10 protein-coding genes and 2 pseudogenes are annotated in these 16,133 nt (G+C 63.6%); 4 read left to right on the top strand and 8 right to left on the bottom strand.

The annotated features are described in order from the left end of the window. The 8 genes and pseudogenes from ACFXS9_RS36425 to ugpB form a co-directional block, all read right to left on the bottom strand. Positions 1-1,398 (bottom strand): AtzE family amidohydrolase, encoded by a 1,398-nt coding sequence (locus ACFXS9_RS36425; protein ID WP_392697843.1) that lies wholly within the window; start codon positions 1,396-1,398, stop codon positions 1-3. Positions 1,399-1,405: 7 nt separating this feature from the next. Beyond that, complete coding sequence (locus tag ACFXS9_RS36420; RefSeq protein WP_057841254.1) at positions 1,406-1,588, bottom strand: DUF4089 domain-containing protein; 183 nt, start codon at positions 1,586-1,588, stop codon at positions 1,406-1,408. 19 nt (positions 1,589-1,607) lie between these two features. Continuing rightward, positions 1,608-3,449, bottom strand: a complete 1,842-nt coding sequence (locus ACFXS9_RS36415) for a dipeptide ABC transporter ATP-binding protein (protein ID WP_392697840.1) — start codon at positions 3,447-3,449, stop codon at positions 1,608-1,610. Between the two features lie 110 nt (positions 3,450-3,559). Next, positions 3,560-4,459: an ABC transporter permease gene (locus tag ACFXS9_RS36410; protein ID WP_392697837.1), complete on the bottom strand. Its 900-nt coding sequence runs from the start codon at positions 4,457-4,459 to the stop codon at positions 3,560-3,562. Positions 4,460-4,467: 8 nt separating this feature from the next. Continuing rightward, positions 4,468-5,481: an ABC transporter permease gene (locus ACFXS9_RS36405; RefSeq protein ID WP_392697834.1), complete on the bottom strand. Its 1,014-nt coding sequence runs from the start codon at positions 5,479-5,481 to the stop codon at positions 4,468-4,470. A 115-nt stretch (positions 5,482-5,596) separates the two neighbouring features. Continuing rightward, positions 5,597-7,219 carry an ABC transporter substrate-binding protein gene (locus ACFXS9_RS36400; RefSeq protein WP_392697831.1) on the bottom strand — a complete coding sequence of 541 codons (1,623 nt, stop codon included), beginning with the start codon at positions 7,217-7,219 and terminating at the stop codon, positions 5,597-5,599. Positions 7,220-7,446: 227 nt separating this feature from the next. Next, on the bottom strand, positions 7,447-8,400 hold the full coding sequence (locus tag ACFXS9_RS36395) for an aminoglycoside phosphotransferase family protein (RefSeq protein ID WP_392697828.1): 954 nt from the start codon (positions 8,398-8,400) through the stop codon (positions 7,447-7,449). A gap of 86 nt (positions 8,401-8,486) precedes the next feature. Continuing rightward, positions 8,487-9,763 (bottom strand): annotated as a pseudogene (ugpB, locus tag ACFXS9_RS36390) (sn-glycerol-3-phosphate ABC transporter substrate-binding protein UgpB). Positions 9,764-10,435: 672 nt separating this feature from the next. On the opposite strand from ugpB, the gene ACFXS9_RS36385 reads away from it, so the two are divergent. The 4 genes and pseudogenes from ACFXS9_RS36385 to ACFXS9_RS36370 all read left to right on the top strand — a co-directional run bounded on the left by ACFXS9_RS36385 (position 10,436) and on the right by ACFXS9_RS36370 (position 15,869). Then, the gene (locus ACFXS9_RS36385) at positions 10,436-12,442 is read left to right on the top strand and encodes an ATP-binding protein (protein ID WP_392700198.1); all 2,007 of its coding nucleotides are present in this window, start codon (positions 10,436-10,438) and stop codon (positions 12,440-12,442) included. Then, positions 12,412-14,156, top strand: a pseudogene (locus ACFXS9_RS36380) (DUF3369 domain-containing protein). Before ACFXS9_RS36385 ends, ACFXS9_RS36380 begins: the two are co-directional and overlap by 31 nt. Continuing rightward, the gene (locus ACFXS9_RS36375) at positions 14,153-14,890 is read left to right on the top strand and encodes a response regulator (RefSeq protein WP_392697825.1); all 738 of its coding nucleotides are present in this window, start codon (positions 14,153-14,155) and stop codon (positions 14,888-14,890) included. The pseudogene ACFXS9_RS36380 and the gene ACFXS9_RS36375 overlap by 4 nt, the downstream one beginning before the upstream one ends. A gap of 367 nt (positions 14,891-15,257) precedes the next feature. Continuing rightward, complete coding sequence (locus tag ACFXS9_RS36370; RefSeq protein WP_392697823.1) at positions 15,258-15,869, top strand: sigma-70 family RNA polymerase sigma factor; 612 nt, start codon at positions 15,258-15,260, stop codon at positions 15,867-15,869. Positions 15,870-16,133: the final 264 nt, after the last annotated feature.

The raw sequence follows: 16,133 nt of genomic DNA, 5'->3' as shown, positions 1-16,133 counted from the left end.
TCACGATCCTCTCGGCGCAGGTGCCGCGGCGGCGCCCATCCGCTCCAGCGCATGCGCAACCCGCAAGGCGATATCTTCCCGCCACGGCGCGGCGATGATCTGCACGCCGATCGGCATCGGCTCCAGCGGCACCGGTACCGCCACCACCGGAAGGCCGATGAACGAAATCGGCTGGGTGTGGATGCCGATATTGGCGCGCACCGGCAGTTCGACGCCGTCGAGCGTAAAGGTTGCCTGGCCGAGCTTGGGCGCAATGCAGGGCGTCGCCGGTGCGATGATTGCGTCCACCGATTGGAACAGCTCCAATACCCTTGCCCGATACCAGCGGCGGAATTTCTGCGCGCGGTCGACCAGCGGCGCCGGGACCATCGCGCCCGCAATCAGGCGGTCTCGCACCGCGGGATCGAAGTCGTTCGGACGCTGGCGCAGGCGATCGAGATGCAGCGACGCGCCTTCGGTCGTGGTGATCACATAAGCCGCGGCGCGGGCGCGCGCGGCCTCGGGAACTTCGACCGTCTTGGTCGCGTTCAACGCCCTGGCGATGCGCGCCACGGCCTCGACCGCTTCCGGAATGACGTTCTTCTGAAAATACCCGCCGGCCACCGCGACCCGCAGGCCGTCGACGCCTTTCGCCAACAGCGGCGCAACCGGTTCGACCGGCCGTGTCGTGCAGGCGGCGTCGTCGGCATCGGGACCCTGCATGGCGTCATAGGCCAACGCGAGATCGCCGACATTACGCGCCAAGGGACCCAGATGATCGAGGCTTGCGACAAAGGGAAACGAGCGGGCGCGCGACAGCCGGCCATAGGTCGGCTTCAGGCCGAAGATGCCACAGAACGATGAGGGCACGCGGATCGATCCGTTGGTATCGGATCCCAGGGCGATCGGGACAAGAGCGCCGCCCACCGCACTGCCAGAGCCGCCGGAGGAGCCGCCGGTCATCCGCGTCGGATCGTGCGGATTGCGCGACGGGCCGTCATGCACATTCTCGCCGGTGAAGTCATAGGCGTATTCGCCCATGTTGAGCGCGCCGACCAGCACGGCACCGGCCGCTTCCATGCGCTCGATCAGCGTGGCATCGCGCGGTGACGGAGCGAGATCGCGGTTGATCTTCGATCCGGCGCGGGTGGCGAGACCTTTTACGTCGAACAGGTTTTTGACCGCGAACGGAACGCCGGCGAGCGGGCCGGCGTTCTGGCCGGCGGCGATGGCGGCATCGATCGTGCGGGCTTTCGCGCGCGCGCGATCGGCGGTGATGTCGGTAAACGAGTTCAGCACGGAATCATACTTAGCGATTCGCGCCAGTGCGGCTTCGGTCGCGTCGAGCGCGGATAGCTTGCCGCCTGCGACGGCCTGCGCGATTTGTTGGGCCGATAGTCCGTCACTGTTCACCGTCATGGCCTTATCACGCTGTGTAGACGCTGGCCGGCTCGGTCTCGTCCGGCAGCGGGAATTCATCGACCAGCCGCGCCAGCCTCAGCGACACTTCGAGATTGGCCCGCACTGCGGGACGCCAGGCTTCCTCGACCGGCAGCGCCAGCGCCTTGGCGACGGCATCGATGTAATTGTCCAGGGGATCGGCGGCCATTTCGCTTCCATTCGAGTTTCTAGTGAACCGGCAACGGCGGATGCGGGATCGCCGTCAGCAATTCCTTGGTATACGCGTCCTGCGGATCGCCGAGCACGCGTTCGGATGGACCCTGCTCGACGATTCGCCCCGCGCGCATCACGATGACACGATCGCAGAGCAGACGCACCACATTCAGATCATGCGACACGAACAAATAGCTCATGCCCATCGACGCTTTCAGATCCTGCAGCAGATTGAGCACCACGGCCTGCACGGAGACGTCGAGCGCCGCGGTTGGCTCGTCGAGGATCACCAGTTTGGGATGCAGCGCGATTGCGCGGGCGATGCCGACGCGGGCTTTTTGGCCGCCGGACAGTTGATGCGGGAAACGATCGAGCAGATCTACGGGCAGGCCGACCAGACCGGCGAGCTTCTCGCAGCGGGCGCGCAGCGCGTCGCGCCCCCTGATGTCGCCGAGCTGCAGAAGCGGATCGGCAATGGCGCGTGCCGCGGTGAAGCGCGGATTGAGGCTGTCGGTCGGATCCTGGAACACCATCTGGATGCTCTTGCGTAGCGGCAACCGCGCAAAGGCCTGCGGCAGGATGGCGCCGATCTCCTCGCCATCGAAGGCGATGCGCCCGGAGGTCTGATCCAATAGCCGCATCACCATCATCGACGTCGTCGATTTGCCGCAGCCGGATTCGCCGACGAGGCCGACGCTCTCGCCGTGGCCGACGGTGAAGCTGATGCCGTCAACGGCGCGGAAGACTTCCGCCTCCACCGGCGGCTTGCGGGAGAACAACTTGCCGAGCACGGCAGTGGCGCCCTGGCGCGGGTATTCCTTGACCAGCTTTTCGACGAGGAGGAGAGGCTGCTCCCTCTCCCCGCCCTTCGCGGGGTGAGGGGCTGTTTCAGCGAGCGCAGTCTGCGGAGAGTCCTCCTCACCCGCCGCGCTTCGCGCCATAGCCGAGGCTTCGCCTCGGCGTTCTTCAAGAACGGCCGCCGAAGGCAGCCTATGCTCTCCCCGCGTGCGGGGAGAGGCAGAGACCACCGCCTCGTCTTCGGGAAGCAGATCCCGCAACGACACGCCGAGCCGCGGCGTCGCGCGCATCAGCTTCTTGGTGTAGGCGTGCTCGGGCTTTGCAAAAATATCTGCCGAGTTCGCGGTCTCCACCACGCGGCCCTTCTCCATCACCACCACGCGGTCGCAGTAGGCGGCGGCGAGGCCTAGATCGTGCGTGATCAGGATCGTCGACATGTGCCGGCGCTTTGTCAGCTCCACGATCAGATCCATCACCGCCTTCTGCGTGGTGACGTCGAGTCCCGTCGTCGGCTCGTCCGCAATCAAAAGCTGCGGATTGCAGGCCAGCGCCAGCGCGATCACGACGCGCTGGCACATGCCGCCCGAAAGTTCGAACGGATAGGCATGATAGCGCTCGCGCGGGCGGGCAATCTTGACCTGCTCCAGCGCCTCGATCGCCTTCTCGCCGCGATCGCTGGCTGCGCTCTGCACGTGCTGGCGCAGCACGTCCTCGATCTGGTCGCCGACCTTGCGGATCGGGTTCAGCGCGGCGCGCGGGTTCTGGAAAATCATCGAGATTTCACGGCCGCGCAGATCGCGCATCTCGTTCTCGCTCGCCGCCTTGACGTCAATGCCGGAAAACATCACCGAGCCCTCGGCGATCCGGCCGGCGCGGTCGAGGATCCGCATCACGGCATATGATGTCACCGACTTGCCGGAGCCGGATTCGCCGACGATGCCGAGCGTTTCGCCCTTCGCGACGGAAATATTGACATGCTGCACCGCCTTGACGATGCCGCGCCGGGTGGTGAATTCGACGGTGAGGTCGTGGACGTCGAGAAGAGGCTGGGCCGTCATGACGACCTCCGCAAAAATCTCGAAAACAACCCCATGCAAAGTAGGACCGTCAGCACCCCTGTCGCATTCCCGTTGCGGGGGCCGAGACGAGCAAAGCTTGAATCAGCCATTCACGTCCTCCGCTGCGGATCGACGATGTCGCGCAGACCGTCGCCGAGCAAATTGAAGCAGAACACCGCGATCATCAGCGCCAGCCCCGGAAACAGCGCAATCCACCACTCGCCCGACACCATGAAGGTGGCGCCTTCCGCGACCATGATCCCCCATTCCGCCGTCGGCGGCCGCACACCGAGCCCGATGAAGGAGAGGCCGGCGGCGTTGAGGATCGCGTAGCCCATGGTCAGCGACATCTGCACGATCATGATCGGCATGATGTTGGGCAGGATGTGCACCAGCAGTATCCGCATCTCGCCATTGCCTGACAGCCGCGCCGCCTGCACAAAGCCGGCGTTGCGGCGGACATTGGCTTCGGCGCGGGCGACGCGGGCATAGAGCGGAAAGTTCACGATCGCGGTGGCGATAATGATGTTCTGCACGGTATTGCCGAGCGCAGCCACAATGCCCATTGCCAGTACGAACAGCGGAAACGCCATGATGGTGTCGGCGATGCGTCCGACGATGCGGTCGGTCCAGCCGCCGAAATAGCCGGCGGCGATGCCGGCCAGTCCGCCCATCAGGAACACCAGCGCCACCGAGGCGACCGCGATGAAGGTATCGAGCCTTGTGGCGACGATGACGCGGCTGAAGATATCGCGGCCCAATTGGTCGGTACCGAACCAGTGCGCCGCCGACGGCGGCTTCAACGCCGCAGCGGTATCGCTGGCGAGCGGATCGTAGGGAACGATGTAGGGGCCGAAGATCGCGGCAAACAGGATGATGACGAGCAAACCGAAAGCAAAGGCGGTGACGCGGTTCTCGCCGAGCACGTAGCGGATATGCTCATACATCGCTGATAGCCCCGAGGTGCGGGCGGGAGCAGCAGGTTCAACGGCAGGCGCAACGCTACTCATCTCCAACCTCACCCTTCAAGCCGCACGCGTGGGTCGATCACGCCGTAGAGAATGTCGATGACCAGATTGAGCAGCACGTACATGACCGCCATGGTCAGCACGAAACCCTGCACCGGCGCGAAGTCCGACGAGATCAGCGCTTCCACCGCATAGGAACCGATGCCGGGCCACGCGAACACCTTCTCGACCAGCACATTGGCCCCGAGCAGAAACGAGAACACCATGCTGAGCGTGGTGATGACGGGCAGCATCGCGTTGCGGAACGCGTAGGTGACGATCACGGTCGACGGAGAAAGCCCGCTGGCGCGCGCGGTGCGGACGAAGTCAGAGGCCAGCACCGCCAGCATCGAGGCCCGCGTCATGCGCGCGATCGGCGCCAGCGAGAAGATCGCCAGCGTTGCCGCCGGCAGGATGAGCTGGCTCAGCGCCGAACGAAACGTCTCGAACTCGCCCGCGATCAGGGCGTCGATGAGATAGAGACCGGTCACGGTCGGCGGCGCGCTGTAGAACACGTCGAGCCGGCCGAGCGGCGCCGGCGACCAGCCGAGCCTGAAGTAGAACACGTAGACCAGCACGAGACCCGTGAAGAACACCGGCAGCGATACGCCGGCTGTCGTGGTGACGCGGCAGAGATGGTCGATCCAGGAGCCCGGCCGGGTGGCGGCGAGAACGCCGAGCGGGATCGCGATCATGACCGAAACGACGAGGCCGAGCAACGTCAGTTCGGCGGAGGCCGGCAGGCGGTTGCGGATTTCGGTGGCGACGGGCTGGCCCGTCGTCAGCGAATTGCCGAAGTCGCCATGCGCGAGATCGTTGGTGTAGCGGAAGAACTGCTCGATCAACGGCTTGTCGAAGCCGAGTTTCTTGCGGATCTGCTCGATCGCTTCCTTGCTCGCCGCGGGCCCGGCGAAATAGGCGGCGGGGTCGCCGGGCAGCGCGCGCGTCAGCAGGAAGGTGACGATCACGACCCCGATGAGGGAAGGAATCGCAAACATCAGCCGCTTGCCGATCATGGTCAGCATGGGCAGCGCTCCGCGCTTGCGAATGGCGAATAGCGAATGGCGAGTGGATAATCGCCGTTGCCTGAAGCCATCCGCTGCCCCCTATTCGCTACTCGCCACTCTCCATTCGCCTCTCTCACGCCTTCACCAGCGCGCGGTAATCCAGTCTCCGGTGGAACCAGTATTGATAGCCGGACACGTTCTTCTGCATCGCGACGTTGACGTAGGGCTGATAGAGCGGAATGCGCGGGATGTCCTTGAAGGCGAGATCGACGAAGCCTTTGACGTCGGCATCGTACTTCGCGGCGCTGCCGATTGCCGCGGCATCGACGGCGCCGTGGATGAATTCGTCCATCGCCTTCGACTGGTAGCTCATGGTGTTGAAGATCGAATTCTTGCCGTCGTAGCACCAGATGAAGAAATATTCGGGATAGTCGAGCCAGCCGGAGAACACGTTGGTGTAGAGCGGCAGCACCTTCTTGTTCAGTTCGGTGCGCCAGTTGGCGCCGGGGATCTTGTTGATCGTGGTCTTGATGCCGATTTGCGCCAGGCTCTCCTGCACCAGAATGCAGAGCGGCTCGTTGACACCGGCAAAGCCGAGGTCAAACGACAGCGTGGTCTCAAAACCGTTGGGGTAGCCGGCCTCCGCCAGCAATGCCTTGGCTTTTGCGATATCGGTGACGTATTTGGTCGGCTGCGGCCAGGCCACCTCGGTCGCCTTGTCGGCTGCGGCGCCGAACATCGGCTTGGCGAGGCCGAACAGCACCGCATCCATGATCTTCTGGTAGGGAATCGCGCAGGCGACGGCCTCGCGGACCTTGACGTTGTCGAACGGCGCGATCTTGACGTTCATGCCGATATACTGGACGCCGTTGGAATACGGCACCGAGACGATGTTGAGCTTGCCGCTGTCCTTCAGCTCGACGAAATCCTTGTTCGGCAGATCGTAGGAAATATCGGCATCGCCGCGCTCCAGCAGTGCGCGGCGGTTGCCGGCCTGCGGCACCATGCGCCAGATCACGCGCTTGACCTTCGGCAAGGGACCGCCGGCCCAGGCGTCGTTGCGCTCCATGACCACTTCGGTGCCGGCCGTCCACTTCACCACCTTGTAGGCACCGGAGCCCGCGGTCTGCTGCTTGGTGTATTCGAGTCCCCACGGATCCTTCTCGGTGGCGTTCTTCCTCACCAGCTCGGAATTGACGATGCAGGGCACGATGACCGCGAGATCGGGGATGGTGAGGCGGTCCTTCTTGGCGAAATCGATCCGCACCGTGTTGTCGTCGACGACGACGAACTGCTCGGTCTTGGTCAGCGAGCCCGCGCCCATCTGGAATGTCGGAAAGCCGCCGACGCTGACGGCGCGATCCAGCGACCACTTGACGTCCTTCGCCGTGACCGGCGCGCCGTCATGGAATTTCGCGTTCTTCTTCAATTTGAAGGTCACCGACATGTCGCCGACCTTCATGTCCTCGGCGAGCTCGGGCTTGAACTTGTCGCGGTCGTAATACGGCACGCCGCCAGGACCGCTTTTCATTTCGTGGCTGATCAGGCGGTCATAGCAATTCCACGACACCTCATAGCCGGGGACGTTGGTGCCGACGCCGTGAATGTCGAGATTGTTGGGGCCGCTTTCCGAGACGATCAGCAACGTTTCCGACCGCGCTTGCGCCTTGGCGGAGGACCAAATCGCCGGCGCCGGCGTAAGCGCGCCGGCAGCCGCGAGCCCCGACACGGATTTGAGGAAATCGCGACGCTTCATGGGTGATGCTCCAACGCCCGAGGGGAAACGGCTTTGGAACGGGAATCGCAAGGTTCGTGCCAACCTTTAACGAAAACTTACTTTCACGCCAACTCATTGATGCTGCTGGCGAATGCATCCGAGGCGAATGGCGTCCGGGATATGGCACGCCGGCGGATTGCATACAAAGATGCATATTTGCTCATAAAATATGCAGAAATTCTGTGCGCTCCGTTGCTGGGCGGCACTCAGATTGGCCAGAGCAAATCCTGCAATTCGCGGAGGTTAGTGGCCCCCTCCTGCCACCCCTCGATGCAGATCTTCCTGACCGGATCGCTGGCCCGGTGCAGCAGCATCAGCGCGAGCAGCCGCTGCTTCAGCTCGGGCGTGATATCTGCGGCTGAATATCCAAAACCCTCGAACAGGCTTCGCACCCGCCGCGGCATGCCTGCGGTCATGAAGGCGCTGGGGCCAAGCAGGTCATACTCGCCCCTCCCCGTCATCACGTCGCCGAAATCGATCAACCCCGCGAGCCGCCAACCCGGACCGCTGCGGCGCAGCAGGAAATTTTCCGGAATGTACTCGCCGGTCAGGATCACCGCTGGCCCGTCCAGCGCGACCAGCGAGCTCGCATCGCGCAGCAAATCGTCCAGGCCGTCGAGAAATTTCTGCGGCAATCCGAGACGCGCGTGCCGGGCACGGCATCCCTCGATCTGTCCGCGCATGAAGACATCCCAGCCCGGCTCGACCGCGGCGAGCTGTCCAGCGGGAGCGCGCTGCACCTCGGCGATGGTCTCGCCAACCTCGGCAAGCACACGCTCCTTGTCCGTTTCCGGTAGCGATGGCCAGGCATCCGCGCCCAACACGCCTGACAGCCGCGTGATGACGAGATATGGCCATCCGTCACGCTCCCCTTCGGCGACGATTTCGGGGATCGCGACGCGAAGCCGTCCATGAAGCTGCGTTAGCGCGCCACGCTCCGAGACGAATTGGGCGCGAAGAAATGGCGGGAAGATTTTGAGGATGAGTTTTTCGTCGAGGGCGATGACGAGATTGGTGCCGGTGGAGAAGACGTGCGGCGCTGCGCACACCAGGCCATGGCCGCGGGCGATATCGCGCGCGATCGGCAGCCATTGCGCGGGATCGGCGCGAAAGGCGCGGAAGGGCTCGTAGCCGGCAAATGGCGGCAAAGATGCGGTCATGCGGGCACTGAACCTTGGTTGTCGTCATTGCGAGCCATCGGGCGCGCATTCGCGCGACCCGTTGGCCCGCAATGACGGCGATGAGATTACTGATCCGGATTGGCCCGTTCGAACTGGCGCAGCAGGCGGTTGCCGCGCTCGACGGCTGCGTCGAGTGCTGCCTGCGCAGTGCGCTTGCCGCTGAAGACGTGCTCCAGCTCGTCCTCGATGGCGTCGCGGATCAGCACAAAGGAGCCAAGCCGGATTCCTTCGAATCGTCGGTCGGCGGCTTCAAGGTCATCTGCTCGATTCCGATCGCAGCACCCGGATTGCGATCGTAGAAGCCCTGCGCGCGGGTGAGGTCGAAGGCGGCGCGGGTGATCGGCAGATAGCCGGTGTTCTGATGCCAGGCGGCCTGAACCTCCGGCTTGGAGAGATAGGCGAAGAACCGCGCAACGCCGGTGTATTCGGCGCGCGGCCGGTCGCGCAGCACCCATAACGTGGCGCCGCCGATGATCGAGTTTTGCGGGGCGCCGGCGATGTCGAGCCGGTACGGGATCATGCCGTAGCCGACCTCGAACTTGGAATTGGCCTTGATGTCGGCGCGTGTCCCGGAAGAGCCGATGAAGATGGCGCATTCGCCCTTTTGAAAGCGCGGCTCGGCCAATTCCCCGCGGCCGCTATAGTCGAAAACTTTCGTCGCCTGCCATTCCGCGAGTTGCGCGAGGTGCCGAACCACGTCCGGATTGTTGAAGGTCAGCTCGGCATCGAGACCGCCAAAGCCGTTGCCCCGGGTTGCCAGCGCCAGATTGTGGAAGGCGGAAAAATTCTCGACATGGACCCAGGACGGCCAGGATGTGGTGAGCCCGCATGGCGAGCCGGCCGCACGCAGGCGCTTCGCCGCGGCGCCGACCTCGGCCCAGGTCTTCGGCGCCACCTCAGGGTCGAGGCCCGCGGCGCGGAACAGATCCTTGTTGTAGTAGAGGATCGGGGTCGAGACATTGAACGGGAACGAGAGCATGTTGCCGGCGACGTCGGAATAGTAGCCGGTCACGGCCGGCAGATACGCCTCCGGCGAGAATGGCTCCGACTGGTCGCGCATCAGTTCGAACACCGGATAGATCGCGCCTTTTGCCGCCATCATGGTTGCGGTGGCGATCTCGTTGACTTGAACGATGGCCGGCTGGCTTCGCGATCGGAACGCGAAGATCGCCGCCGTCACCGTCGCGGTGTAGTTGCCCTTGTAGGTCGGCACGATCCGGTAGTCGGACTGCGACGCATTGAAATCGGCCGCCAGCTTTTCGAGCTGCTTGCCGAGTTCCCCCGACATCGCGTGCCACCACATGATCTCCGTGGCGGCGTGGGCGGGGGACGCAAGCGCCATGGCGGCGAGCGCGGCGAATTGCAAGAACCTCAAGGCCGATTTCACCGGTGATCACCCCGCTCTGCCGCGCGAGCGATGTACCCGTTCGCCGCGCCCTCATAAATCCCCGCGACCGCGGTTTCAATCTGCCGACATCACTGCAACGCACAATTGAAGATTGCAACCGGCGTATCGGGATAACCCCAGGCTAGCCCCCGTCCCGCCATGCTAACAATAGCCAAGCATCGGCAAATTCTGCTAAAATTGCGTTGAACCTTTTTCTCCCCGCCGCAGACTCCATCTCTAAGGGGATTTGTCGCCTGTGTATCGCCGCGCCAACCTTTCGCGGATCTTGGTGCTTGTTGTCGCGCTGTTGCTTGCGGCGGTTTCAACGGGCGCTTTTGCGCGCGGATTTCCTGCCGCCGATCCCCGAAACGACAGGCATTGGATCGAAATGTTCCATTCCCGCCAGTTCGGCGCGGAACAGGACCGTCCCGGACAGACCTGGACCGGTGCGATCGATCTCCACCGTACCAACGTTGCATTGATCGGGACGGTGGCGCCGTTATTGGTCGGGCGCCTTCGCAGAGTGGAGTGGATTTGACCGGCGCGCCGCAACAGCAGCGACCAGCGGAACGGCCGGCGAGCTTCGCCGCGCGCGGGCGCTTTCGCGTCGTCCAATGGCTCCGCGCGGTGCCGATCCGATGGCGCATTCTGTCGATCGCGGGATTGAACTCCGCCGTCGTCATGGTGCTCGCCGTCTTGATCTGGAACGGCGCCAACGTGCTGGGCTCTGCATGGGACGATGTCCGGCAGGTGCGGGAGTCCGACAAGATCCTGGCGCACCTCGAAAGCGAAACCAGCCGGCTGCAGAACCTGATTCATCGGTACATCAACCAGCCAAGCCCTGACCTGTTCGCCGAGATCCTGCTGCTGCGAGAGGCCGTACTGGGCACGCTCACAACGCGCGCCTCGAACGACCCGATGCTATCAGGGTCAGTCGAGCGGCTCGAACAGGTCACCGACCGCTTCCTCAACGGTTTCGGCGAATTGCGCGCCGTGCAGGCCACCATCACCAAGACCTATGAGCAGCAGGTGCTGGGGCCGGCGCGCGAAATGGCCGGGCTGTATTCGATCATCGAGGGCGCCACCGGGCATCGCGACGCGCAGATCTGGCCCGCGCTCGGCAGATCGCGCGAGGCGTTTACGGCCATGCTGGTCGCGGCCAACGCCTATTACCTGTCGCCCGCCTCAGGCTCCGCCGAGGACGCCCGCAGGAATACCGAGACGATCGAGAAGACGATCCCCGTGATGACCGATCTGGCCGACAACGATCTGCAGCGCATGGCGCTGACGCGGCTGCAGGCGCGGACGGTGGCACTGCGCGAGGGCATGGCCAAACTGACCGAACAACTCGCGGTCCGGACCGAACTGTTGCGCAACACCATCGATGCCAGCCAGGCCGAGGCCATTGCGGTCATCGACGAGCTATCGGATAAGATGCGCCAGCGCGAGCAAAAAGCGCAGGAGACTTTTGACAAGACGCTGTCAGGCATCTCGCGCCGGGTGCTGTCGATCGCCGTGATGTTCCTCGGCATCATCCTTTCCGCCGGCGTCCTGATCGCGCTCTCGATCCGTCTGCCGCTGCAGCAGATCCTGGCGGCGATGCATGCAATCACGTCGGGCAATTACGATCGCCGCGTACAGGGCACCACCGCGCGAGACGAGGTCGGCGCCATGGCGCGTGCGGTGGACGTGTTCCGCGAGAACGCCATCGCCAAGCGCAAGACCGAGGACGAACTGCGCGCCTCGAAGGAAAGAGCGGAGAGCGCATTGCTCGAGCTCAACACCGCGCAGCAGAACCTGATCGACGCCGAGCGGCTGGCGGCGTTGGGCGGGCTGGTCGCCGGCGTCGCCCATGAAGTGAACAACCCGATCGGCATCAGCCTGACGGTGGCGTCGAGCTTTGCGCGCCGGGCTGAAACCTTCGAATCCGAGTTGCGGACCGAGCCGCTCCGTCGCTCCAAGCTCGACGAATTCGTCAAGAGCTCGCGCGACGCCGCCCAGCAATTGGTGGCGAACCTGCACCGCGCCGGCGAGCTGATCCAGTCGTTCAAGCAGGTGGCGGTCGACCGCTCGCACGCCGAGCGCCGGCAATTCAACCTGAGCGAGGCCACCGACCAGATCGTCGCGAGCTTAAGGCCGGTGTTGAAGAAGGCGGCGATCACGCTGTCGGTCGAGGTGCCGGAAGGGCTCGTCATTGACGGATATCCCGGCTCCTACGGCCAGATATTAACCAATCTTTTCCTCAATGCCGCCAATCATGCCTTTGCCGATGGCCGCTCCGGCGCGATCACGATCTCGGCCCGGGCGCGCGGCAGCGACGATGTCGAGATCATCTTTGCCGATAACGGGGCCGGAATGACGCCGGACGTGCAACGGCAGGCGTTCGACCCGTTCTTTACGACGCGCCGCAACGAGGGCGGCACCGGACTGGGCTTGCATATCGTCTATAATCTTGTCACTCAACAGCTCGGCGGCCGGATGATGCTGGAGTCAAGGCTGGGACAAGGCACCACATTCCGCATTATCATGCCGAAAATCGCCAAGGGCGGATCGACAGGCGGATCCACGAGTACAGACCAGACAGCAGCCGACGGAACTTCGCAATGGCCGAACAGGACGATGTCCTCCACCTGATCGACGATACCGGAATGGCTCCGGAGGACTCGTCTGCGCGCAAGTGGAAGATCGCCGTCATCGACGACGACGATGCCGTGCATGAGGGCACGCGCTTTGCGCTCAGCGACTACAGTCTCAACGGCGCGACCCTGGAAATCCTGTCGGCCTATTCCGCGGCCGAAGGCCGCATCTTGATGCGCGACAATCCGGACGTCGCGGCCGTGCTGCTCGACGTCATCATGGAGACCGACGTCGCGGGTCTGGATCTGGTCGAATACATCCGCAACGAGATCAAGAACGAGACCGTCCGCATCATCCTGCGCACCGGCCAGCCCGGGCAGGCGCCCGAGCGCCGCGTCATCGTCCAGTACGACATCAACGACTACAAGGCCAAGACCGAGCTGACGGCCGACAAGCTGTTCACCTCGCTGACCGCGGCGCTGCGCAGCTACCAGCAGCTCGAGCGCATGGTGCAGACAAGGCGCGGGCTTGAAATCATCATCGACGCCGCCTCGACGCTGTACGATTTCAAATCGATGCAGCGGCTGGCGGAGGGCGTGCTGACGCAGCTCGCCTCGCTGCTCAATGTCGACTGCGCCGGCATTCTGGTGCTGCGCGACGACGGCGCCCCGGGGAGCGAATTCTCGGTGCTAGCAGGCTCGGGCTGTTACAGCCGGTTCATCGGCACGACCAGCTCCAAGGCGCTCGATCCGGATTTGCGGCAAATGGTGGAGGCCGCCTTCCAGCGCCGCAAGAACGAATTCGCCGATCACCGCAGCGTGCTTTATTTGCGCACCGGCAGCGGCCGTGAAGTGGTGGTGCTGTTGCAGGCCGAACGCCAGCTTTCCGACACCGACCGCGCGCTGGTCGAGATTTTTCCAGCCGGCTGTCGATCGCGTTCGACAACGTCATCCTCTACCGCCAACTGCATGAGGCCAACACCCAGCTCGAAGACCGCGTCGCCCAGCGCACCCGCGCGCTGATGCAGGCCAACCGCAGGCTCTCGGCGCAGTGGCTGAGATTGCAGCGCGCCAACGGCTTCAAGAACGAAATTCTCGGCACTGTGGCGCACGATTTGAAGAACCCGCTCGGCGTGATCCTCGGCCGCACCGAGATGTTGACCGAATTGATCGGCGCGGGCTCGCCGAAGGAGAACGTCACCGCGCAGGTCGAGCATATCAGGGATGCCACCAAACGCCTGACCTCGATGGTCGATCACCTGATTTCGGATGCAATGGCGGATGCCTTCGACATCACCATCCGCCGCGAACCGGTCGATGTCGCCGCGCTCGTGACCGAGGTCGCCGATTCCAACCTGCCCTCGGCCGTGAACAAGCAGCAGGCCGTCACGGTATCAGCCCCGCCGAACATCGTTACCATGTGCGACGCCGACCGGATCCGCGAGGCGATCGACAACCTCGTCAGCAACGCCATCAAATATTCGCCGATCGGCGGCAAGATCACCGTCACTGTGAGCCATGAAGGCACCGACACGGTGATCCGCATCGCCGACCAGGGCGCCGGCCTTTCGCCGGAGGATCTGGGCCGCCTGTTCGGCCGCTTCCAACGGCTCTCGGCCAAGCCGACCGCCGGCGAAAGCTCGACCGGCCTCGGCCTGTCGATCGTCAAACGTATTATCGACATGCATGGCGGCCATGTGACTGCGGAAAGTGCCGGACCCGGGCAGGGATCGACATTTACGGTTACACTGCCTGCGACAGAGACGACATGACCCAGAGCCCGCATATCTTCATCGTCGACGACGAGGCGCCGGCCCGCGAGATGGTCGGCGATTACCTCAAGATGCACGGCTTCGGCGTCACCTTGTGCGACGGGGGAAAGAGCCTGCGCAAGGCGATCGAGAACGCCGTGCCCGACCTCGTCGTGCTCGACCTCAACATGCCCGAGGAAGACGGGCTTTCGATCATTCGCGACCTCAAGAGCCGCATTAACGTCCCCGTCATCATGTTGACAGCGACCGCGAGCCCGATCGACCGTGTCGTCGGCCTCGAACTCGGCGCCGACGACTACATCGCAAAGCCCTGCGAGTTGCGCGAACTGATGGCGCGCATCCGCTCCGTGCTTCGCCGCAGCACGCCGCCCAAGGCGGCGACGCCCGAGCCCGCGGCGGCCAAGACGGAGAAGGAACAACTGGTGCGGTTCGGCACCAAATGGCTCGACCTCGAGGCCCAGGCGCTGCGCGACGACGAAGGCAACGAGCATCCGCTGACGGCCTCCGAATTCGGCCTCTTGAAAGTGTTCGCGGCGAATCCGAAGCGGGTGTTGTCGCGGGAGCGGCTGTTGGAATTGGCCAATGCGCGCGACGCCGAAGCCTTCGACCGCGCCGTCGATCTGCGCATCATGCGTATCCGCCGCAAGATCGAAATCGATCCCACCAAGCCCGCCGTGATCCGCACCATCCGGGGCGGCGGCTATTTGTTCTCGCCGACCGGCGAGAAGGGTTAGCTTTTTCTCTGTCGTCCCTGCGAACGCAGGGACCCACAACCACAGGCGTCCGTAATTTCGCTTGGCTGGGGCTCCAGCGTATTTCGCCAATCACCATCGGTGGTTATGGGCCCCGGATCGCGCTTGCTACGCTCGCTTGTCCGGGACGGGATTTGTTCCGGGGACCCAAATCTCATCTCTTCCAATTTTCCGCATATTGAAATTACTGGCATTTTGTCCCCGAATGTTTCGTCGCGGGCCCTGCGACGAAACAATTCTCTCCCGCACGAAACCATTTTCCCCTCTTCGAGCAGACATCCCGAAACGGAGGCTCATTAACAATTCTCCCAACGGAACGCCGCACCTCGTGGCGCAATGGGAGCCTGTCATGTCGAACGTCATCGCCATCAACGCCGCAGCCAAGAAGTCGATTGCCGCCGCCCGTGCGACATCGGACGAAATGCTGCTGCAGAGTATTGCCAAGGGCGACCGCACGGCGATGCATGTGCTTTACTCCCGCCATAACGTCCGGGTTTACCGCTTCGTGCTGCGCATGGTGCGCGACACCACGATGGCCGAAGACCTCGTCAGCCAGGTGTTCCTCGACGTGTGGCGGACCGCAGCCCAGTTCGAGGGCCGCTCGCAGGTTTCGACCTGGCTGCTGTCGATCGCGCGCTTCAAGGCGCTGACCGCGCTGCGCCAGCGCAAGCATGAAGACATCGAGCAGGAAGACGTGCTGGAGATCGCCGACGAGGCCGACACGCCGGAAGCCTCGCTCGACCGCAGCAACACCAGCGCCATCCTGCGCGCCTGCGTCGCCAAGCTGTCGCCGGCGCATCGCGAGATCATCAACCTGGTCTACTACCACGAGAAGTCCGTGGAAGAGGCCGGCGCGATCATCGGCATCCCCCAGAGCACGGTGAAGACCCGCATGTTCTATGCCCGCAAACAATTGGCCGAGTTGCTTAAGGGCGCCGGCGTGGACAGCATCGCCGCCTAAAGACAAGCGATTTCAAACAATTAGATTGGGGACAGAAAAACGGGGCAGTTTCGACGGACAAAGATTACTTCCGACGAAACAAATGAAACATTTTACGACATCACCCGGAAAAGCTCACCCCCTATACCGATCACCACTGACAGCGAGACCCCCGCTGAATTCTTCCCACCTCTCAAGCTCCAGACCCCCAAGCGACCTCCAACGACCCGGCCGGGATGCCCCCCAGCCGGGTCGCTCTGCTTTGGGACTCCGATTTCGTGGACG

Source organism: Bradyrhizobium sp. RDI18, from assembly GCF_043203335.1.
Lineage (GTDB): Bacteria > Pseudomonadota > Alphaproteobacteria > Rhizobiales > Xanthobacteraceae > Bradyrhizobium > Bradyrhizobium retamae.
Note: the sequence above shows the minus strand (reverse complement) of the source record. Positions and strands in the feature narration are given on the sequence as shown.